Raw genomic sequence first — 16379 nt, 5'->3', positions numbered from 1 at the left:
TGCACCGACCCGCAACGAAAAACACCGGAGCGTCGATCGCCCCGGTGTTTCTGTCTTCGCATCGTCTGGCGGTTGGGCTCAGGACGCCTTGGCGCCGGCCAGCACTTCCTCGCACCAGCTCGGGCCGCCCGGCTGGCGGCGGTCGCCGACGAGGCGGACTGACCGGATGATGTAGTCCGAGGAGACCGTGAGCTGCACCGAGCAGCTGAGATATTCGGTGCGGGCGGGTGCCGTCTGCTTGCCGCGCGAGCCGTCCGCCTTCTTGGCATAGGTCGCGGGAACCTTGCGGTTGCGATAGCCGCCCTTCCACGAATAGAGCGTATCGCCGCCGCTCTGCACGTCGGCGATCGGCGGGCCGAACTGGGCGAAAAAGACGCCGGCCGGCTGTCCGGCCCAGCGGGCTTCGACCGCGTTCTGCTGCGTTGGCGCAATGGTCGTGCATCCGGCAAGCGTCAGCGCAAGGCCGGCAGCGGCGAAAACCCGCAAGGTCATGTATCGTCCCCTTCGAAAGATCCTGAAACCGGACGCCCTGCCGCCTGCCACCAGCCCCGTGCCGGCATGAGGCGCACCGCCCGTTCGGCTCACGCCTCTATCCCCAATCGTGCGCAAAGAAAATCGTCGGGGACCTGCCGATGCGCAATAATTTCCAAGCGTTGCCGAAAATCTCTACCGCCCGGTCACCACATCCGGCCTTCCGACATCATCCTGTCAAAAACTCGACCGTACGGATGATTTGCCGCTTGTGGAATGAAAACCGCTGTTCTATAGAGACGCCGCTGGTCACGGAGTGTAGCGCAGCCTGGTAGCGCACCACGTTCGGGACGTGGGGGTCGCAGGTTCAAATCCTGCCACTCCGACCAGCCGAAAAATGGCTTTCCCGAAGCCGCTATCTCTTTCATCATCCGCAAAATATGTGCGCCGCCGCCAAGCGGCGCGTCTAGCGCTGATCAGACCTAGCGCTGATCAGACCAGGAAGAGCACTGGGGCCGCCACGGTGATGAGCGCCGCACTGGCGGCAATGACGATCTTCAGAAGGCTGGCGTCAAAGGACATTTTCTGCTGGTCGGTCATGTCTCACTCCCTGCGCGATCTTATGATTTTTATGACGGGTTAACGCGCAGGGGCGGGATAAGGTTTCGGGAGAGGACGCTTTCCGGAGCGATTGCCTGACGTCTGTCCGGGGCGGTTCGATCATTGTGCAGCCACCGTGTCCGCTTTGCCGCCTGTCACGACGGCAACACGCTCGTTCAGCGGATGGCGGCTCACCGGAAAGAGGTCAGACCGCCTCCAGAATCCGCCGTTGCAGATCCACGGCGCGAGGATCGGCCAGTTCGCGGCGGGGACGTTCGAGGTCGATGTCGATGTCCAGCGCGACGGCGCCTTCGCGCAGCACGACGACGCGATCGGCCAGTGCCACGGCTTCCGCGACGTCGTGGGTGATCAGCACGGTGGTGAAGCCGCGGGCGGTCCACAGGGTTTCGAGAAGGCGGTGCATCTCGATGCGGGTCAGCGCGTCGAGCGCGCCGAAGGGCTCGTCAAGCAGGAGAATGCGCGGCTGGCTGACAAGGGCGCGGGCGAGCGCGACGCGCTGCTTTTGCCCGCCGGAGAGCACGCTCGGCCAGTCGTTTTCCCGGTCCTCGAGACCGACATCCCGGAGCGTCGCGCGGGCCGTTTCCTGCCATTGGGGGCCGCGGGCAATGCCGACATTTTCTCCCACGCGCTGCCACGGCACCAGCCGGGCCTCCTGGAAGAGCAGGCGCACGTCGGGATTCAGACCGTCCACGGCCGCGCCGCCGATGGAGACGGTGCCGGAACTCGGCTTGTCCAGCCCGGCGATCAGGCGCATCAGCGTGGACTTGCCGCCGCCCGAGCGCCCGACGACGGCGAGGAACCGGCCGGCGGGCACGTCGAGCGAGAAGTGCTGGAGGACGCTGAGCGCGCCGAAGCGTTTTTCCACGTTCGACAGCGACAAGGGCAGGCCGTTCACCGGGGGCTTCGGTTCTCTCGCCGCTGGCGGCTTCACGGTGTCGGACGATGTCAGTGCGAGGATCATGGCGTTCCCTTTTTCTGGCCTTGATAGGCCGGATGCCAGGAGAGGACGCGCCGTTCGATGGCGCGCGTGGCGAGATCGGCGACCTTGCCGAGCAAAGCGTAGACGATGATGCCGAGCAGCACGACGTCGGTCTGCAGGAACTCGCGGGCGTTCATGGTCATGTAGCCGATGCCGTTGGTGGCCGAGATGGTTTCCGCGACGATCAGCGTCAGCCACATGAAGCCGAGTGCGTAGCGCAGCCCGACGAGGATCGAGGGCAGGGCGCCGGGCAGGATGATCCGCAGGATCATGGCGCGGCGGTTGAGCCCGTAAACCTCGGCCATCTCCACGACCTGCGGGTCGATGGTGCGCACCCCGTAGAAGGTGTTCATGTAGATCGGGAAGAAGACCCCGACGGAGACGAGGAAGATCTTGGCCGTCTCGCCGATGCCGAACCACAGGATAACGAGCGGGATCAGCGCCAGATGCGGCACGTTGCGCACCATCTGGATCGTGCTGTCGAGAAAGGTTTCGGCCGGCCGCCACAGGCCGTTGACCACGCCGAGCACGAAGCCGATGCCGCCGCCGATGACAAGGCCGATCACCGCGCGCTGGGTGGAGGCGAGCGTGTGGTAGAGGAGCGAGCCGTCGAGCAGCAGCCGCCAGAAGGCGGCGGCGACCGACGTCGGCGCGGGAATGAGCCGGGCCGTCACGAGACCGCTGCGCGAGGCGATCTCCCAGAGGATCAGGATCGCAATCGGCAGCGCCCAGGGTGCCAGGCGCTGCCGGAAGGCGGCACCCTGGCCGGGAGCCCGGTCGGAGACCGGCTGTCGCCGCGATGCGCCGGAGGCTTCGGTTCGGGCGCCGGCGAGCGAGGCCTCCGCCATCAGGCACCACCCTTGCGAACGTTGTCGGCAATGACGATCGGCGCGGGGATGAGGCCGAGCGTGTGGAACGTATCGGCGATCGCCTGCTGCTGCGCGACGACGGCTTCGCTGAGAGGCGTGACGCCGAAGGACTGGCGTTCGAGCGCGACGGCGAGGATATCGCCGGGAATGCCGACGATGGGGGCGAGCTCCTGCGCGGCGGCCGCGGCGTTCGCCTTTGCCCACTGGTCGATCTCGCCGATGGCGGCGATCGTGACGTCGAGCGCTTCGGCATGCGCGTCCACGAAGGTCTTGGTGCTCAGGTAGAACTGGTGGTTGGGCACAAGGTTCTCGCCGTTGCGCAGCGTGCGGGCGCCGATGGCGGCTTCGGCGGCGGCCTGGAAGGGATCCCAGATCACCCAGGCATCGACGGCGCCCTGTTCGAAGGCGGCGCGGGCGTCGGCCGGCGGCAGGAACGAGGTCTTGATATCGGTATAGGCAAGGCCTGCTTCCTCCAGTGCCTTGACCAGCAGGAAGTGGACGTTCGAGCCCTTGTTCAGCGCGACGTTCTTGCCCTTGAGATCGGCGACGGTCTTGATGGGGCTGTCGGCGGGCACGAGGATCGCCTCGCCGCGGGGCGCCGGCGGCTCGTGGGCGACGTAGACGAGCGGCGCGCCGGCGGCCTGCGCGAAGATCGGCGGCGTCTCGCCGGTCGAGCCGAAATCGACGGCGCCGACGTTCAGCGCTTCCAGCAGCTGCGGTCCTGCCGGGAATTCGGACCATTCCACCGTGTAGCCGATCGTCTCCAGCTTCTTCTCCAGAATGCCCTTGCCCTTCAGCAGCACCAGCGTGCCGTATTTCTGGTAGCCGACGCGGATCACCTTGTCGGCTGCCCGGGCGGGCAAGGTGCCGAGGAGGGGAAGAAGTGCCGTGCCGGCCAAAGCGGCGGTGAGGGAACGTCTGGTGATCAGCATGAAATGTGCTCCGTCGCGGGTCCGAAAATCCCGGAGGGCGACCCCGGGAAACTGAGTTTCTCCGTAGACTAAGCGTGGAGCCTGCCGATGACAGATATCGCATGCTCTTTTTTACGGCCTCGCGAGCATGTGTTTGTGCCGATGCGAGCGCTTACGCAAAGCATCCACCATGGTCGGCCGATCGGCGGTCGCAGACGCGCCGTGGGTCACCGTCTCGCCGATAGCGTTTCGCGGGAACGCCGCGCGTGAGAAAGCGATTTCACATATGCGCGTAAAAATAGTCTATTAAAACTGTGTATTTTTAGGCCTGGCCCTACGCTGTCTGCATCGGCAACCCGATCATCCGACTTCCACGGGAGACAGCGTCATGACGATCCACCAGCCACCAGACCTCGCAGAACAGCAGAGCGCACGCCAGGAACCGAGCGTGCCGACGGGTGCGCCGACCTTCAGGAGCCGGCATCCCGAGACGCTGGCGCTGCATGGCGGCAGCTTCCGGTTCGATCCGGCGACCGGTGCCGTGGCGGTGCCGATCTATCAGACCTCGTCGTTCCAGATCTCCAGCACCGAGACGGCCGACAAGCTCTTTGCGCTCGAGGCCGCCGGCCATCTCTATTCCCGCATTTCCAATCCGACGCAGGATGCCTTCGAGCAGCGGCTGGCCGAAATCGAAGGCGGTGCCGCGGCACTGGCCGTCGCCTCGGGCCAAGCGGCGTCCGCCTATTCCATCCTCAACCTCGCCCGACACGGCGACAACATCGTCAGTGCCGCGGGCCTCTACGGCGGCACCTGGGCGCTGTTCGCCGCGACGCTGAAGAGCTTCGGCATCGAGACCCGCTTCGTGGATGCGGCCGATCCTGAGGCCTTCGCACGCGCGACCGACGACCGGACGCGGGCCTATTACGGGGAATCGCTGCCCAATCCGAAGCTCGAGGTGTTCCCGATCGCCGAGGTCGCGGCCGTCGGGCGGCGCTTCGGCATTCCGCTGATCGTGGACAATACGGCGGCGCCGCTCATCATCCGACCGCTGGAGCATGGCGCGGCGATCGTGGTCTACTCGACGACGAAATATATCGGCGGCCACGGCACCTCGATCGGCGGCGCGATCATCGACGGCGGCACCTTTCCCTGGCGGGATCTGGCCGAGCGGCACCCGAACCTCAACGAGCCCGACCAGAGCTATCAGGGCAAGACCTGGATCGAGAAGGCGGATGCGATCGGTTTCCACCCTTATATCCTGCGGGCGCGTGCCGTGCTGCTGCGGGACCTCGGGGCCGCCATCAGCCCGCAGAATGCCTTCAACCTGATCCAGGGGCTGGAGACGCTGCCGCTGCGTCTGCGCCAGCACAATGACAATGCGATCAAGGTGGCCGATTTCCTCCTCTCCCACCCGAAGGTGGAGACGGTGATCTTCCCGAAGTTCCAGACCGGTCAGGCACGTGAAAGGGCGGAGGCCTATTTTGTTCCGGGAAGCTTCGGCGCACTGGTGGGCTTCGAGCTGAAGGGCGGCCGCGAGGCCGGACGCCGGTTCATCGATGCGCTGACGCTCTTCTATCATCTTGCGAATATCGGCGATGCGCGATCGCTGGCCATCCATCCCTCGACCACGACGCATTCGCAACTGAGCGTCGAGGACCAGCGCGCGACCGGCGTGACCCCTGGCTATGTCAGGCTGTCGATCGGCATCGAGCATCCCGACGATATCATCGCCGATCTGCGCCAGGCGATCGACGCGGCCTGACGACACACGCGAAGAACAGGGGGACATCGATGACCGAGACTGCCACGCACCGCTTCACGCCACCGCCCGTTTCGCGCGCGGACCCGGGTCTCCGGGTGGAATGGCCGACGGTTCTTCTCGCTGTCGGCATTCACGGCGGCTTTCTGGCGGTGACGTGGTGGTGGGCGGTGTTGCCGCTGCCGCTTGTGGTGGTCATCGGCGGATTGCTGATCGCGTGGCACGCCTCGCTGCAGCATGAGGTCATCCACCATCACCCGACGCGCAGCCGGCGCATCAACGATGCGATCGGCTCCGTGCCGCTGTCGCTGTGGCTGCCCTATCCGATCTACAAGGACAGCCATCTCGACCACCACAGGGACGAATTCCTGACCGATCCGGTGGAGGATCCCGAATCCTCCTATTTCACGCAGGCCATGTGGCTGAGCCTCGGGCGTGCGGGCAAGCGGCTGGCGCAGTGGAACCTGACGCTGCTCGGGCGGCTGACGATCGGGCCTGCGGTGATGCTGGCCAGCTTTCTGGCCGGCGAGGCGCGGCTCGTCTGGCGCAACGAGGCCGGTCGTCGGCGCATCTGGGCGCTGCATGCGGTGGGCGTCGCGCTGGTCCTCACCTGGGTCGTCGCCATCTGCGGCATGCCGTTCTGGCTCTACTTCTTCGGCTTCGTCTATCCCGGAGCCGCCATCACGCGGCTGCGGTCCTATGCCGAGCACCGCTTTGCCGAGGCGGAGGCGGAGCGGACCGCGATCGTGGAGAACAGCCGCATCTTCGGACCGGTCTTCCTGTTCAACAACCTGCATGTGCTGCATCACCGCAAGCCCGGCCTGCCCTGGTATCGCCTGCCGGCCATCTATCGGCGCGACCGGGAGGCGCTGGTGGCGGCGAATGGCGGTCTGGTCTACAACGGCTATCTCGATGTCGCCCGCCGCTTCCTCCTGCGGCCGCACGACCGCATCACGCATCCGCATCATTCCGCCTGAGCGGGGCGACGCGGCGGCATCCATTGGCGAAGGGAGCCTATGCCGCAGATCCTGAACGTCGCGCCGCGTCTCGCCAGCCTCGCCATGTATGCGAGCCCGGAGCCCGTGGCGGCGGCAACGGCAGAGCTCTGGCATTATCTCCGCGACAGGCTTCGCGCCGAGGGTCTGGCAGGCGTGCCCGGGGCGCTTTCGACGCTGCCTTACGACGAGGCCTGGCTGCGGCCGGATCTGCTGCTGGCCCAGACCTGCGGCTTTCCCTTCGTCAGCCGGCTGCGGGGCAGGGTGCGGCTCGTCGCGACGCCGGTCTATCGCCATCCCGGGTGCGACGGGTCGGACATGTGCAGCTTTCTCATCGTGCGCAGCAACAGCACGGCGACCGCGCTGATCGACCTGAAAGGTGCCCGTGCCGCCATCAACCAGTCCGACAGCAATTCCGGCGCCAATCTCTTCCGCGCCGTGGTCGCGCCGCTGGCCGTGGGCGGCCACTTTTTCAGTGCCTCGCTCCAGACCGGCAGCCATGCCGCCAGCATCGATGCGGTGCGCGAAGGTGCGGCGGATATCGCGGCGATCGATGGCATCACCTATGCCAACATCCTCCGCTTCGACCCCCGCCGCCTGGCCGGCATCCGGGTGCTCGGCGAGACGATGAAGGGGCCGGGCCTGCCGCTGATCACCCGCCTGTCCGCGCCCGACGCGGAGGTGGCGCTTCTCCGGCAGGTGCTCGATGCCGCGGCGGCCGATCCGGCCCTGGAAAGGGTGCGCGATCAGCTCGGCCTTGTCGGTTTCGCCCGTCTCGAGGATGCGGATTACGCGCCGCTGGCCGCACTTGCCGAGGGCGCGCGGGCGCTCGGTTACCCCGTGGCTGGTGCCTGAGACGACGCGGAAACGTTGCACCTTCGGCTTTGCGGCCTATGTCAGAGCCTGACAATCGGTGGACGTTCCGCCGATCCGCCGCATCGGCGGAGACAGCAAGGAAGACGCTATGACAGACCTCACGAACACACGGATCACGCTGGCCCGCCGGCCGCAGGGCGCGCCGGTCGCGGAGGATTTCCACATCGAGCAGGTGCCCGTGCCCCAGCCCTCCGAGGGCGAGGTGCTGTTGAAGATCCTGCATCTCTCGCTCGACCCCTATATGCGCGGGCGGATGAGCACGGCAAAATCCTATGCCAAGCCGGTCGAGATCGGCAACGTGATGGAGGGCGGCACGGTGGCCGAGGTCGTCCGCTCGAACCATGCCGATTTCAAGCCCGGCGATATCGTCCTCTCCCATTCCGGCTGGCAGTCCTATGCGCTGTCCGACGGTAAGGGGCTGCGCAAGCTCGATCCGGATACGGCACCCATCTCGACGGCCCTCGGGGTTCTCGGTATGCCGGGCTTCACCGCCTATGCCGGACTGCTGACCATCGGCCAGCCGAAGCCGGGCGAGACGGTGGTGGTGGCTGCAGCCAGCGGTGCCGTCGGCTCCGTCGTCGGACAGATCGCCCGCATCAAGGGCGCGCGCGCGGTGGGCATCGCCGGCGGGCCGGACAAGTGTGCTTTCCTGCGGGAGGAGCTGGGCTTCGATGTCGCGGTGGACCACCGGGCGCCGGATTTCGCCGAGCAACTGAAGGCGGCCTGCCCGAATGGTATCGACGTCTATTTCGAGAATGTCGGCGGTCACGTCTTCGAGGCGGTATTCCCGCTGCTCAACACCTATGCGCGGGTGCCGGTCTGCGGCCTCATCGCGCATTACAACCAGGACGGACAGGCGCAGGACGGTCCGGATCGACTGCCCGGCTTCATGCGGCAGGTGCTCAGCCGCAGCCTGCAGATCCGCGGCTTCATCCAGACCGAGTTCAGCGACCAGCGCGACACTTTCCTGAAGGACGCCGCCGGCTGGATCGCCGATGGACGGCTGCGCTATCGCGAAGACGTCGTCGAGGGGCTCGAGAACGCGCCGCAGGCCTTCATCGGGCTTCTGGAGGGCCGCAACTTCGGCAAGCTGGTCGTCAAGGTCGCCTGAGCGTCAACGCTGCGGCGCGATCGTCGTCCATCCCACGTCCCGTCCGGCCGTTTCCGGGCGGGAGCCATGCGGCATTCGCAGCGTTTCCTCGCGTGCCCTAAAAAGAGTGATCGTTTCTCTGGAACGCCTCTCAAACAAAATCCGCTTCCTCGAAAGCCATCCAATCTACTGAAACGATAGACATTATCGAAGTGATGGATTTGGAGACGGGGACATGAGTGATAATGGGGCACGCGGCTGGTTTGGCCGACGCGAAATCCTGAAGTGGTCGGCGGTTGCCGGCGTTGCTGCGGCAGGCACGACGCTTCTCAGCGGCACATCCGCTTTCGCCTCGGCAGCCGAGGGCTCGCTGAAGGGCAAGCGCATCGGCATCAGCACGGCGGGCACGGACCACTTCTTCGACCTGCAGGCCTACAATGCCCAGATCGAGGAAGTGAAGCGGCTCGGCGGCGAGCCGATCGCGGTGGATGCCGGCCGCAACGACGGCAAGCTCGTGTCGCAGTTGCAGACGCTGATCGCGCAGAAGCCGGATGCGATCGTCCAGCTGCTCGGCACGCTGACGGTGATCGATCCCTGGCTGAAGAAGGCGCGCGATGCCGGCATTCCGGTGCTGACGATCGATGTCGGTTCGACGCATTCGCTGAACAACTCGACCTCCGACAACTGGGGCATCGGCAAGGATCTGGCCCTGCAGCTCGTGTCGGACATCGGCGGCGAGGGCAATATCGTCGTGTTCAACGGCTTCTACGGCGTCACGCCCTGCGCCATCCGCTACGACCAGCTGGTCAATGTGGTGAAGTACTTCCCCAAGGTGAAGATCCTCGAGCCCGAGCTCCGCGACATCATTCCGAACACGGTGCAGGACGCCTTCACGCAGATCACCGCCATCCTCAACAAATATCCCGAGAAGGGCTCGATCAAGGCGATCTGGTCGGCCTGGGACATCCCGCAGCTGGGCGCGACGCAGGCGCTGGCGGCGGCCGGCCGCACCGAGATCCGCACCTATGGCGTGGATGGCAGCCCCGAAGTGCTGCAGCTGGTGGCGGACCCGGCGTCGCCGGCCGCCGCAGACGTCGCCCAGCAGCCGGCCGAGCTCGGCCGCACGGCCATCCGCAACGTCGCCCGTCTGCTCGCCGGAGAGACGCTGCCGCGCGAGACCTACGTCCCCGCGCTTCTCGCCAACAAGGCGAACGTCAACGACGTCACCAAGAAACTCGGTATCGGCTGATCCTCCCCAGCCGTCCCCGGGGACCGTGGCCATCAGGGTCGCGGTCCCCGATCGTGTGTCGTTGAGACTGTCTGGCAGGAGTTTGCGAAATGGCGTCGCCGCAAGAGGATGAGATCATCCGCCCGATCATCAGGTTGACCGGAATCGAAAAAAGCTTTGGCGGGACGAAGGCACTGTCCGGCGTGTCGCTGACGGTCGCGCGCGGTTCGGTGCACGGTCTCGTGGGGCAGAACGGCGCGGGAAAATCGACGCTGATCAAGCTGCTCGCCGGGCTGCACCGGGCGGATGCCGGCGAGATCGCGATCGACGGCATCGTCCACGATCATCTGACGCCGCATGACGTCGAGGCGCTCGGCATCCATTTCATCCACCAGGACCGCCTGCTGGTGCCGACCTTCACGGTCGGCGAATCGCTGTTTCTCGGCCGCGAGCCGCGCATCGCGGGGACGCCGTTTCTCGACCGTCGGCTGATGCAGCGGCGTGCCGCCGAGGTTCTCGATCGCTATTTCGGCCTGCGCCTGCCGACATCCGCGCTCATCGCCGAACTGTCGACGGCCGAAAAGCAGATCGTTCAGATCACCCGCGCCCTGCTGCACGCGCCGAAGGTTCTCGTGTTCGACGAGCCGACCGCCGCACTCGTCCGCCGCGAGGCCGACATGCTCTTCAGGCTGATCCGGCGCCTGCGCGACGACGGCATCACGGTCATCTATATTTCGCACTATCTCGGCGAGATCGAGGATCTTTGCGACACGGTCACCGTGTTGCGCAACGGCCGCGACGTCGCGACGAAGCCGGTGGCGCAGACGTCCGCCTCCGAAATCGCGGGTCTCATGGTCAATCGCGAGATCGGCGAACTCTACCCGAAGCGGACCGCCGCGCTCCGCGCGACGCTGCTGCGGGTCGAAGGGCTGAGCGCGTCCGGCCGCTACGAGAATGTGAGCTTCGCGCTGCGCCGCGGCGAGGTGCTCGGTCTGACGGGGCTTCTCGGTTCGGGCGCGAAAGATCTGGTCCGCACCCTGTTCGGGCTGGAGCAGCCGGCCTCGGGACGCGTCGAGGTGAATGGCGAGACGGTCTGGACGAAGACGCCGGCACAGGCCGCGCGTCGGCGCCTCGCCCTCGTGCCCGAAGATCGCCGCCGCCATGGGGTGGCGCTCGACCTCAGCGTGGCCGAAAACATCACGCTGGCGAGCCTCGATCGTTTCACCCACTTCGGGCTTCTCGATGCCGATACGGAGACGGCGGAGGCGCGCCGGCTGGTCGAACGCCTGCAGATCAAGACCGACGGCAGCGGCGCGCTGGTGCGCACCCTGTCGGGCGGCAACCAGCAGAAGGTGGCGATCGCCAAGTGGCTGAGCCGCCATTCGGAAATCTACCTGCTCGACGAGCCGACCGTCGGCGTGGATGTCGGCGCGAAGGTGGAGATCTACCAGCTGATCGCCGACCTTGCCGCGCGCGGCGCCGGCGTCATCGTGCTGTCGACCGACCTGCCGGAGCTGCTGGGCATCACCGACCGCATCCTTGTGCTCTTCCGCGGGCGCATCGCGGCCGAACGCGTCACGGCCGAGACGAGCGTCGATGCCGTCCTTGCCGACGTCACGGGATCTTCGGAGGCGCTGCGTCATGTCGGTTGAGGCTGTTCCTTTCGGCGGCTCGCAACAGGGCGACACTGCGCCCGTTCCGGTGCGTGGTTTCGGTGCGGCTTCCGGCACGGCGGGGCGGCGGATTGCGACGCTGCTCCTGCGCGGCGGGTCGCTGGCTGTCTTCGTCGCGGTGCTGATCGCCTTCTCCGTCACGGCGCCGTATTTCCTGTCGGTCGGCAATATCGGCAATGTGCTCGGCCAGTCGGCCATTGCCGGCGTGCTCGCGATCGGGCTGACGGTCGTGATGATCGCCGGCGGCGGCAATGTGGTGACGGGCGGCATCGACCTGTCGCTTGCCGCCAACATGGGTCTGAGCGCCGCCGTCTATGCGGCCTTGTCACAGGCGGGGTTGGGAGATTCGGTGGCTGTGGCCGGCGCGCTGGCGACGGGGCTTGCCATCGGCATCGTCAATGCGCTCGCCATCACCCTTGCGGGCATCGTGCCCCTGCTGGCGACGCTCGCCGTCATGAATGTCGTGGCCGGGCTCGAGCTCGTTCTGACGCAGAACACCGTCATTCCCGCAACCGGCGATCTGCTGACGCTGCTGTCGGGCAGCGGTCCCTTCGATATCCCCGTTCTCGCCTATGTCCTCATCGGCTTCACGCTGGTCGCAGCGCTCGTCGTACAGGCGACGCCGCTCGGTCTGCGGCTTTATGCGGTCGGCGAATTTCCCGAGGCCGCACGGGCGTCTGGCCTCTCCGTCAAGCCGTTCATCGCCGGTTCGTTCGTGTTCAGCGGGTTCTGCGGCGGCATCGCCGGCATTCTCTCTGTGTCCTATCTCAGCGGCAGCACGACGGGAGCGGGCGATCTCCTGCTGCCGGTGGTGGTGACGGCGCTGCTCGGCACTGTCTTCTCGCGCCGGCTGGTGCCGACCGTCACCGGCACGCTGCTCTCGGCACTGTTCGTCGGTTTCCTCGTCAACGGCTTCCAGCTTCTCAACCTTTCCAGCACGCTGGTGAGCGGCATCCAGGGTCTCCTGATCCTCTTCGTCGTGTCCGCCACCACGCTGCTGCGCAAACAGGAGACGTCGGCATGACGCTCGTGTCCGGTTCCCAGGCCCGACTTCCCTATGGCCTGCTGCGCCGCTCCGCCCGGTATGCTCTGGTCGTGGCCTTAGTGGCGGTGTTTGCCGCCTTCTCCGCGGCAGCGCCGAGCTTCCTCACCGTCGCCAATCTGCAGAGCATCCTCGTCAACAATTTCACGCTGCTCGCCATCGTCTCCATCGCCATGACCTTTGCGGTGGCCGCCGGCGGCATCGACCTCTCGGTCGGCACCGCGATCGATTTTTCCAGCTTCACCTTCGTCTCGCTGGTGCTGGCCGGGCAGCCGGTGCCGCTCGCCGCCCTTGTCGGCATCGGCGGCGGTGCGCTGGTGGGGCTCTTCAATGCAGCGCTGATCTCCGGCATCGGCATCTCGCCGTTTCTGGCGACGCTCGGCACGCTGTTCATCGGCCGCAGCGCCCAGCAGATCCTGACCAATGGCGGCAATCCGGTCTATCTGCCGCCGGCCGGCATTCCCGAAAGCTTCCGGTTTCTTGGTCGCGGCGTCGTTGCCGGCGTGCCGGTGCCGCTCATCGTCGCGGCGCTGGTCATCGCGGTCGCGGCGCTCGTCCTCACACGCAGCCGCTTTGGGCGCGTGGTGCTGGCGACCGGCGTCGAGGCGAATGTCGTGCGCTATTCCGGTATTGCGCTGAAGGCGCATATCGCGGTCACCTATCTTCTCGTCTCGGTGATCGCAGCCGTTGCCGGGCTGGTGCTGACCTCGACCGTCACCGTCTACATTCCGTCGTCCGGCAATGCCTTCCTGCTCAACGCCATCGGCGCGACCTTCATCGGCACGACGCTCAGTCCGCACGGGCGGCCGAACATCGCCGGCACGGTGCTCGGCGTCCTGCTGCTCAGCATCGTCTCCAACGGACTGCTTCTGACCGGTCTGAATTTTTATTGGCAGCAGGTGGGCACCGGTCTCCTGATCTTTGCCGTCCTCGCCATCAGCTTTGCCAACCGCAAGGCCGTGGCCCGCGCCTGACGCGCGGTGCTTCTCGGGAGAAGAGCCATGACCAAACTAATACGCCTCAACACCCACGACACCGACCGCACGGCAGACAGGATCGCAAGCGAGGAGGAAGCGCTTAGTGTCGCCCGGACGCTGGCGGCGGACTTCGCGCTCACCGCGAGCGAGCGGGACCGCGACCGGACCCTGCCGCATGCGGAAATGGACCGGCTCGCCGCCTCCGGCCTGCTGGCTATCACCGTGCCGGCCGACTTTGGCGGCATCGACGTCTCCAACGCCGTGCTGGCCGAGGTCACCGCCATCCTGTCGGAGGCCGATGGCTCGATCGGGCAGATCCCGCAGAACCATTTCTACATTCTGGAAGCCCTGCGCCATGACGGGACCGACGACCAGAAACGGTTCTATTACGGTCGTGCCCTGGCCGGTGACCGGTTCGGCAATGCCCTGTCGGAGACGGGGACCAAGACCGTCGGGCACTACAACACGCGGCTGACGCGGGACGGCGCCGGCTTCCGCATCGACGGCCGCAAGTTCTATTCCACCGGCGTGCTCTTTGCCGACTGGATCGCCATCTTCGCGCTCGACGAGGACGAGAAGATCACCATCTCCTTCGTGCCGCGCGGCACGGAGGGCGTCGAGATCGTCGACGACTGGGACGGCATCGGCCAGCGCACGACCGGCAGCGGCACCACCATCCTCGACGGCGTCCGCGTGCCCCCGAGCGCCGTGGTGCGCCACCACAAGGGCTTCGAGCGCCCCGGCACGATCGGCTCCGTCGGGCAGATCATCCATGCCGGCATCGATCTCGGCATTGCCCGGGCGGCCTTTGCCGACATGGTCCGCTTCATCCGCACGGTCTCGCGGCCCTGGACGAACAGCGGCGTCGAGCGGGCGTCGGAGGATCCGCTGACGATCGCCCGGGTGGGCCAGGTCGCCATCCGCATCGAGGCGGCAACCGCCATCGTGGACTATGCCGGCCGCAAGGTGGATCACGCCCAGGTCGACCTGACCGAGGAGACGGCCGTCGCCGCCTCTTTGGCCGTGGCCAGCGCCAAGGTGCTGACCACCGAGATCGCGATCGAGGCCACCAACACGCTGTTCGAGCTTGCCGGCACGGCATCCGCCCGCGAGGGGCTGAACCTCGACCGTCACTGGCGCAATGCCCGCACCCACACGCTGCACGACCCGGTCCGCTGGAAGTACCACGTGGCCGGCAATTTCCACCTGAACGACGTGCCTCCGCCCAGAAGCGGTGCCCTCTGAGAGGTTGTCGGACGATCCGGACGGGGCGAGCCGCCAATGCTTGTCGCACGCCGGTGCCTCGAGCATCTGGCCGATCTCTCGGGAGTTCGCCTGCGATCCCCTTCCGCCGGAACACAAAATCCCTGGCCGGCTTTTCGCCGCCGGGTTCCCAAACGGCCTCTGAGGCCAGGAGACGAGCATGACACGTGAAATCCGGCTGAACGCCTTCGACATGAACTGCGTCGGGCACCAGTCGCCCGGCCTCTGGCGGCATCCGCGCGACCAGTCGGCATCCTACAAGGATCTCGATTACTGGGTGAACCTCGCCAAGACGCTGGAGCGCGGCAAGTTCGACGGCTTGTTCATCGCCGACGTGCTCGGTGTCTATGACGTGCTGAACGGCAATGTGAATGCGGCGCTGAAACATTCGGCCCAGGTGCCGGTGAACGACCCGCTGCAGCTCATCCCGACCATGGCCTATCTCACCGAACATCTCGGTTTCGGCCTGACGGCGTCGCTGTCGTTCGAGCACCCCTATACCTTCGCCCGCCGCATCTCGACGCTCGACCACCTGACCAAGGGGCGCATCGGCTGGAACATCGTCACCTCCTATCTCAACAGCGGCGCGCTGAATGTCGGTCAGTCGGCGCAGATGCAGCATGACAACCGCTACGACGTGGCGGAGGACTATCTGGAGGTCTGTTACAAGCTCTGGGAGGGCAGCTGGGAGGATGATGCCGTGGTGCGCGACCGCGAGTCCGGCATCTTCACGCATCCTTCCAAGGTTCACGCCATCGGCCACAAGGGGCCGCATTTCAGCGTGCCGGGCATTCACCTGTCGGAGCCGTCGCCCCAGCGCACGCCGGTGCTCTACCAGGCCGGCGCTTCCAGCCGCGGCAAGGATTTCGCCGGCCAGCATGCCGAATGCATCTTCGTCGCCGCGCCGTCCAAGGCCGTTCTGAAGCGCTATGTTGCCAATGTTCGCGAAGCGGCCGTGCAGGCGGGGCGCGACCCGCGCGGCATTCTCGCTTTCAACCTGCAGACCGTCATCGTCGGCGAGACGGATGCCGACGCCAAGCGCAAGTTCGACGAATACCGCAAATACGTCTCCTACGAGGGCGCGCTGACGCTGATCTCCGGCTGGACCGGCATCGACTTCGGACAGTTCTCGCCGGACGAGGTCTTGCGCCATCGTCATACCAATGCCGTGCAATCGGCTGTCGAGACCTTCACCACCATCGATCCGGCCAAGGAATGGACGGTGCGGGAGATGGCCGACTGGGTCGGCATCGGCGGCTTCGGGCCCGTCTTCGTCGGCTCGCCGCAGACGGTGGCCGATCTCATGCAGGAATGGGTCGAGGAAACCGATGTGGACGGTTTCAACCTGGCGTACGCCGTGACGCCGGAGACATTTGAGGACGCGGTCGATCTGCTGGTGCCGGAGCTGCAGAAGCGCGGCGTCTACAAGACGGCGTACCGGCAGGGGACACTGCGCGAGAAGCTTTTTGGCGAAGGCCCACGCCTCGTTGCGCCGCATCCCGGTGCCGCCTATCGCGACCTCGGCCGCGTGGAGCAGAAGCTCGCCTCCGGGCAGAACTGACGCGTTCCGGCGAAGGACGGCCGCCGCGCAAGGCACGCCGTCCGTCCCGTCCGTCTCGAGAAAA

14 protein-coding genes and 1 tRNA gene are annotated in these 16379 nt (G+C 66.3%); 11 read left to right on the top strand and 4 right to left on the bottom strand.

Annotated features, from left to right (window positions below; all coding sequences use genetic code 11):
- Window positions 1-78 precede the first annotated feature (78 nt).
- Window positions 79-492: a hypothetical protein gene (locus tag LRX75_RS09940; protein ID WP_231813900.1), complete on the bottom strand. Its 414-nt coding sequence runs from the start codon at window positions 490-492 to the stop codon at window positions 79-81.
- Window positions 493-783: 291 nt separating this feature from the next.
- Here LRX75_RS09940 and LRX75_RS09935 point away from each other — a divergent pair.
- A tRNA-Pro gene (locus LRX75_RS09935) sits at window positions 784-860 on the top strand.
- A gap of 416 nt (window positions 861-1276) precedes the next feature.
- Here LRX75_RS09935 and LRX75_RS09930 read toward each other — a convergent pair.
- Genes LRX75_RS09930 through LRX75_RS09920 form a run of 3 tightly spaced genes read right to left on the bottom strand, consistent with a single transcriptional unit; the run spans window position 1277 to window position 3872 of the window.
- Entirely contained in the window at window positions 1277-2053 is a 777-nt protein-coding gene (locus LRX75_RS09930) for an ABC transporter ATP-binding protein (protein WP_231813898.1), read from the bottom strand.
- Window positions 2050-2919: an ABC transporter permease subunit gene (locus tag LRX75_RS09925; protein ID WP_231813896.1), complete on the bottom strand. Its 870-nt coding sequence runs from the start codon at window positions 2917-2919 to the stop codon at window positions 2050-2052. Before LRX75_RS09925 ends, LRX75_RS09930 begins: the two co-directional genes overlap by 4 nt.
- Window positions 2919-3872, bottom strand: coding sequence for a sulfonate ABC transporter substrate-binding protein (locus LRX75_RS09920; RefSeq protein WP_231813894.1), 954 nt, complete (start codon window positions 3870-3872; stop codon window positions 2919-2921). Before LRX75_RS09920 ends, LRX75_RS09925 begins: the two co-directional genes overlap by 1 nt.
- Before the next feature lie 367 nt (window positions 3873-4239).
- On the opposite strand from LRX75_RS09920, the gene LRX75_RS09915 reads away from it, so the two are divergent.
- The 10 genes from LRX75_RS09915 to LRX75_RS09870 all read left to right on the top strand — a co-directional run bounded on the left by LRX75_RS09915 (window position 4240) and on the right by LRX75_RS09870 (window position 16315).
- A complete protein-coding gene (locus tag LRX75_RS09915; protein WP_231813892.1) occupies window positions 4240-5613 on the top strand; it encodes an O-acetylhomoserine aminocarboxypropyltransferase/cysteine synthase family protein in 1374 nt (457 codons plus the stop codon).
- 29 nt (window positions 5614-5642) lie between these two features.
- Window positions 5643-6587 (top strand): fatty acid desaturase, encoded by a 945-nt coding sequence (locus LRX75_RS09910; protein WP_231813890.1) that lies wholly within the window; start codon window positions 5643-5645, stop codon window positions 6585-6587.
- Window positions 6588-6626: 39 nt separating this feature from the next.
- Window positions 6627-7460, top strand: a complete 834-nt coding sequence (locus LRX75_RS09905; protein WP_231813888.1) for a phosphate/phosphite/phosphonate ABC transporter substrate-binding protein — start codon at window positions 6627-6629, stop codon at window positions 7458-7460.
- Window positions 7461-7569: 109 nt separating this feature from the next.
- Window positions 7570-8592: an NADP-dependent oxidoreductase gene (locus LRX75_RS09900; RefSeq protein ID WP_231813886.1), complete on the top strand. Its 1023-nt coding sequence runs from the start codon at window positions 7570-7572 to the stop codon at window positions 8590-8592.
- A 214-nt stretch (window positions 8593-8806) separates the two neighbouring features.
- Window positions 8807-9820, top strand: a complete 1014-nt coding sequence (locus LRX75_RS09895; RefSeq protein ID WP_231813884.1) for a sugar ABC transporter substrate-binding protein — start codon at window positions 8807-8809, stop codon at window positions 9818-9820.
- A gap of 89 nt (window positions 9821-9909) precedes the next feature.
- A complete protein-coding gene (locus LRX75_RS09890; RefSeq protein WP_231813882.1) occupies window positions 9910-11451 on the top strand; it encodes a sugar ABC transporter ATP-binding protein in 1542 nt (513 codons plus the stop codon).
- Window positions 11441-12496, top strand: coding sequence for an ABC transporter permease (locus tag LRX75_RS09885; RefSeq protein ID WP_231813880.1), 1056 nt, complete (start codon window positions 11441-11443; stop codon window positions 12494-12496). Before LRX75_RS09890 ends, LRX75_RS09885 begins: the two co-directional genes overlap by 11 nt.
- Entirely contained in the window at window positions 12493-13488 is a 996-nt protein-coding gene (locus LRX75_RS09880) for an ABC transporter permease (protein WP_231813878.1), read from the top strand. Before LRX75_RS09885 ends, LRX75_RS09880 begins: the two co-directional genes overlap by 4 nt.
- A gap of 27 nt (window positions 13489-13515) precedes the next feature.
- Entirely contained in the window at window positions 13516-14736 is a 1221-nt protein-coding gene (locus LRX75_RS09875; RefSeq protein ID WP_231813876.1) for an SfnB family sulfur acquisition oxidoreductase, read from the top strand.
- A gap of 178 nt (window positions 14737-14914) precedes the next feature.
- On the top strand, window positions 14915-16315 hold the full coding sequence (locus tag LRX75_RS09870) for an LLM class flavin-dependent oxidoreductase (RefSeq protein ID WP_231813874.1): 1401 nt from the start codon (window positions 14915-14917) through the stop codon (window positions 16313-16315).
- Window positions 16316-16379 lie beyond the last annotated feature (64 nt).

The sequence above is a fragment of the Rhizobium quercicola genome, from assembly GCF_021168455.1.
Lineage (GTDB): Bacteria > Pseudomonadota > Alphaproteobacteria > Rhizobiales > Rhizobiaceae > Ferranicluibacter > Ferranicluibacter quercicola.
This window is presented reverse-complemented; position numbering and strand designations above follow the sequence as displayed.

Excerpts from the sequence above, each read along its gene's own strand:
- LRX75_RS09940 (WP_231813900.1), bottom strand. The coding sequence starts at position 492 with ATGACCTTGCGGGTTTTCGCCGCTGCCGGCCTTGCGCTGACGCTTGCC.
- LRX75_RS09930 (WP_231813898.1), bottom strand. The coding sequence starts at position 2,053 with ATGATCCTCGCACTGACATCGTCCGACACCGTGAAGCCGCCAGCGGCG.
- LRX75_RS09925 (WP_231813896.1), bottom strand. The coding sequence starts at position 2,919 with ATGGCGGAGGCCTCGCTCGCCGGCGCCCGAACCGAAGCCTCCGGCGCA.
- LRX75_RS09920 (WP_231813894.1), bottom strand. The coding sequence starts at position 3,872 with ATGCTGATCACCAGACGTTCCCTCACCGCCGCTTTGGCCGGCACGGCA.
- LRX75_RS09915 (WP_231813892.1), top strand. The coding sequence starts at position 4,240 with ATGACGATCCACCAGCCACCAGACCTCGCAGAACAGCAGAGCGCACGC.
- LRX75_RS09910 (WP_231813890.1), top strand. The coding sequence starts at position 5,643 with ATGACCGAGACTGCCACGCACCGCTTCACGCCACCGCCCGTTTCGCGC.
- LRX75_RS09905 (WP_231813888.1), top strand. The coding sequence starts at position 6,627 with ATGCCGCAGATCCTGAACGTCGCGCCGCGTCTCGCCAGCCTCGCCATG.
- LRX75_RS09900 (WP_231813886.1), top strand. The coding sequence starts at position 7,570 with ATGACAGACCTCACGAACACACGGATCACGCTGGCCCGCCGGCCGCAG.
- LRX75_RS09895 (WP_231813884.1), top strand. The coding sequence starts at position 8,807 with ATGAGTGATAATGGGGCACGCGGCTGGTTTGGCCGACGCGAAATCCTG.
- LRX75_RS09890 (WP_231813882.1), top strand. The coding sequence starts at position 9,910 with ATGGCGTCGCCGCAAGAGGATGAGATCATCCGCCCGATCATCAGGTTG.
- LRX75_RS09885 (WP_231813880.1), top strand. The coding sequence starts at position 11,441 with ATGTCGGTTGAGGCTGTTCCTTTCGGCGGCTCGCAACAGGGCGACACT.
- LRX75_RS09880 (WP_231813878.1), top strand. The coding sequence starts at position 12,493 with ATGACGCTCGTGTCCGGTTCCCAGGCCCGACTTCCCTATGGCCTGCTG.
- LRX75_RS09875 (WP_231813876.1), top strand. The coding sequence starts at position 13,516 with ATGACCAAACTAATACGCCTCAACACCCACGACACCGACCGCACGGCA.
- LRX75_RS09870 (WP_231813874.1), top strand. The coding sequence starts at position 14,915 with ATGACACGTGAAATCCGGCTGAACGCCTTCGACATGAACTGCGTCGGG.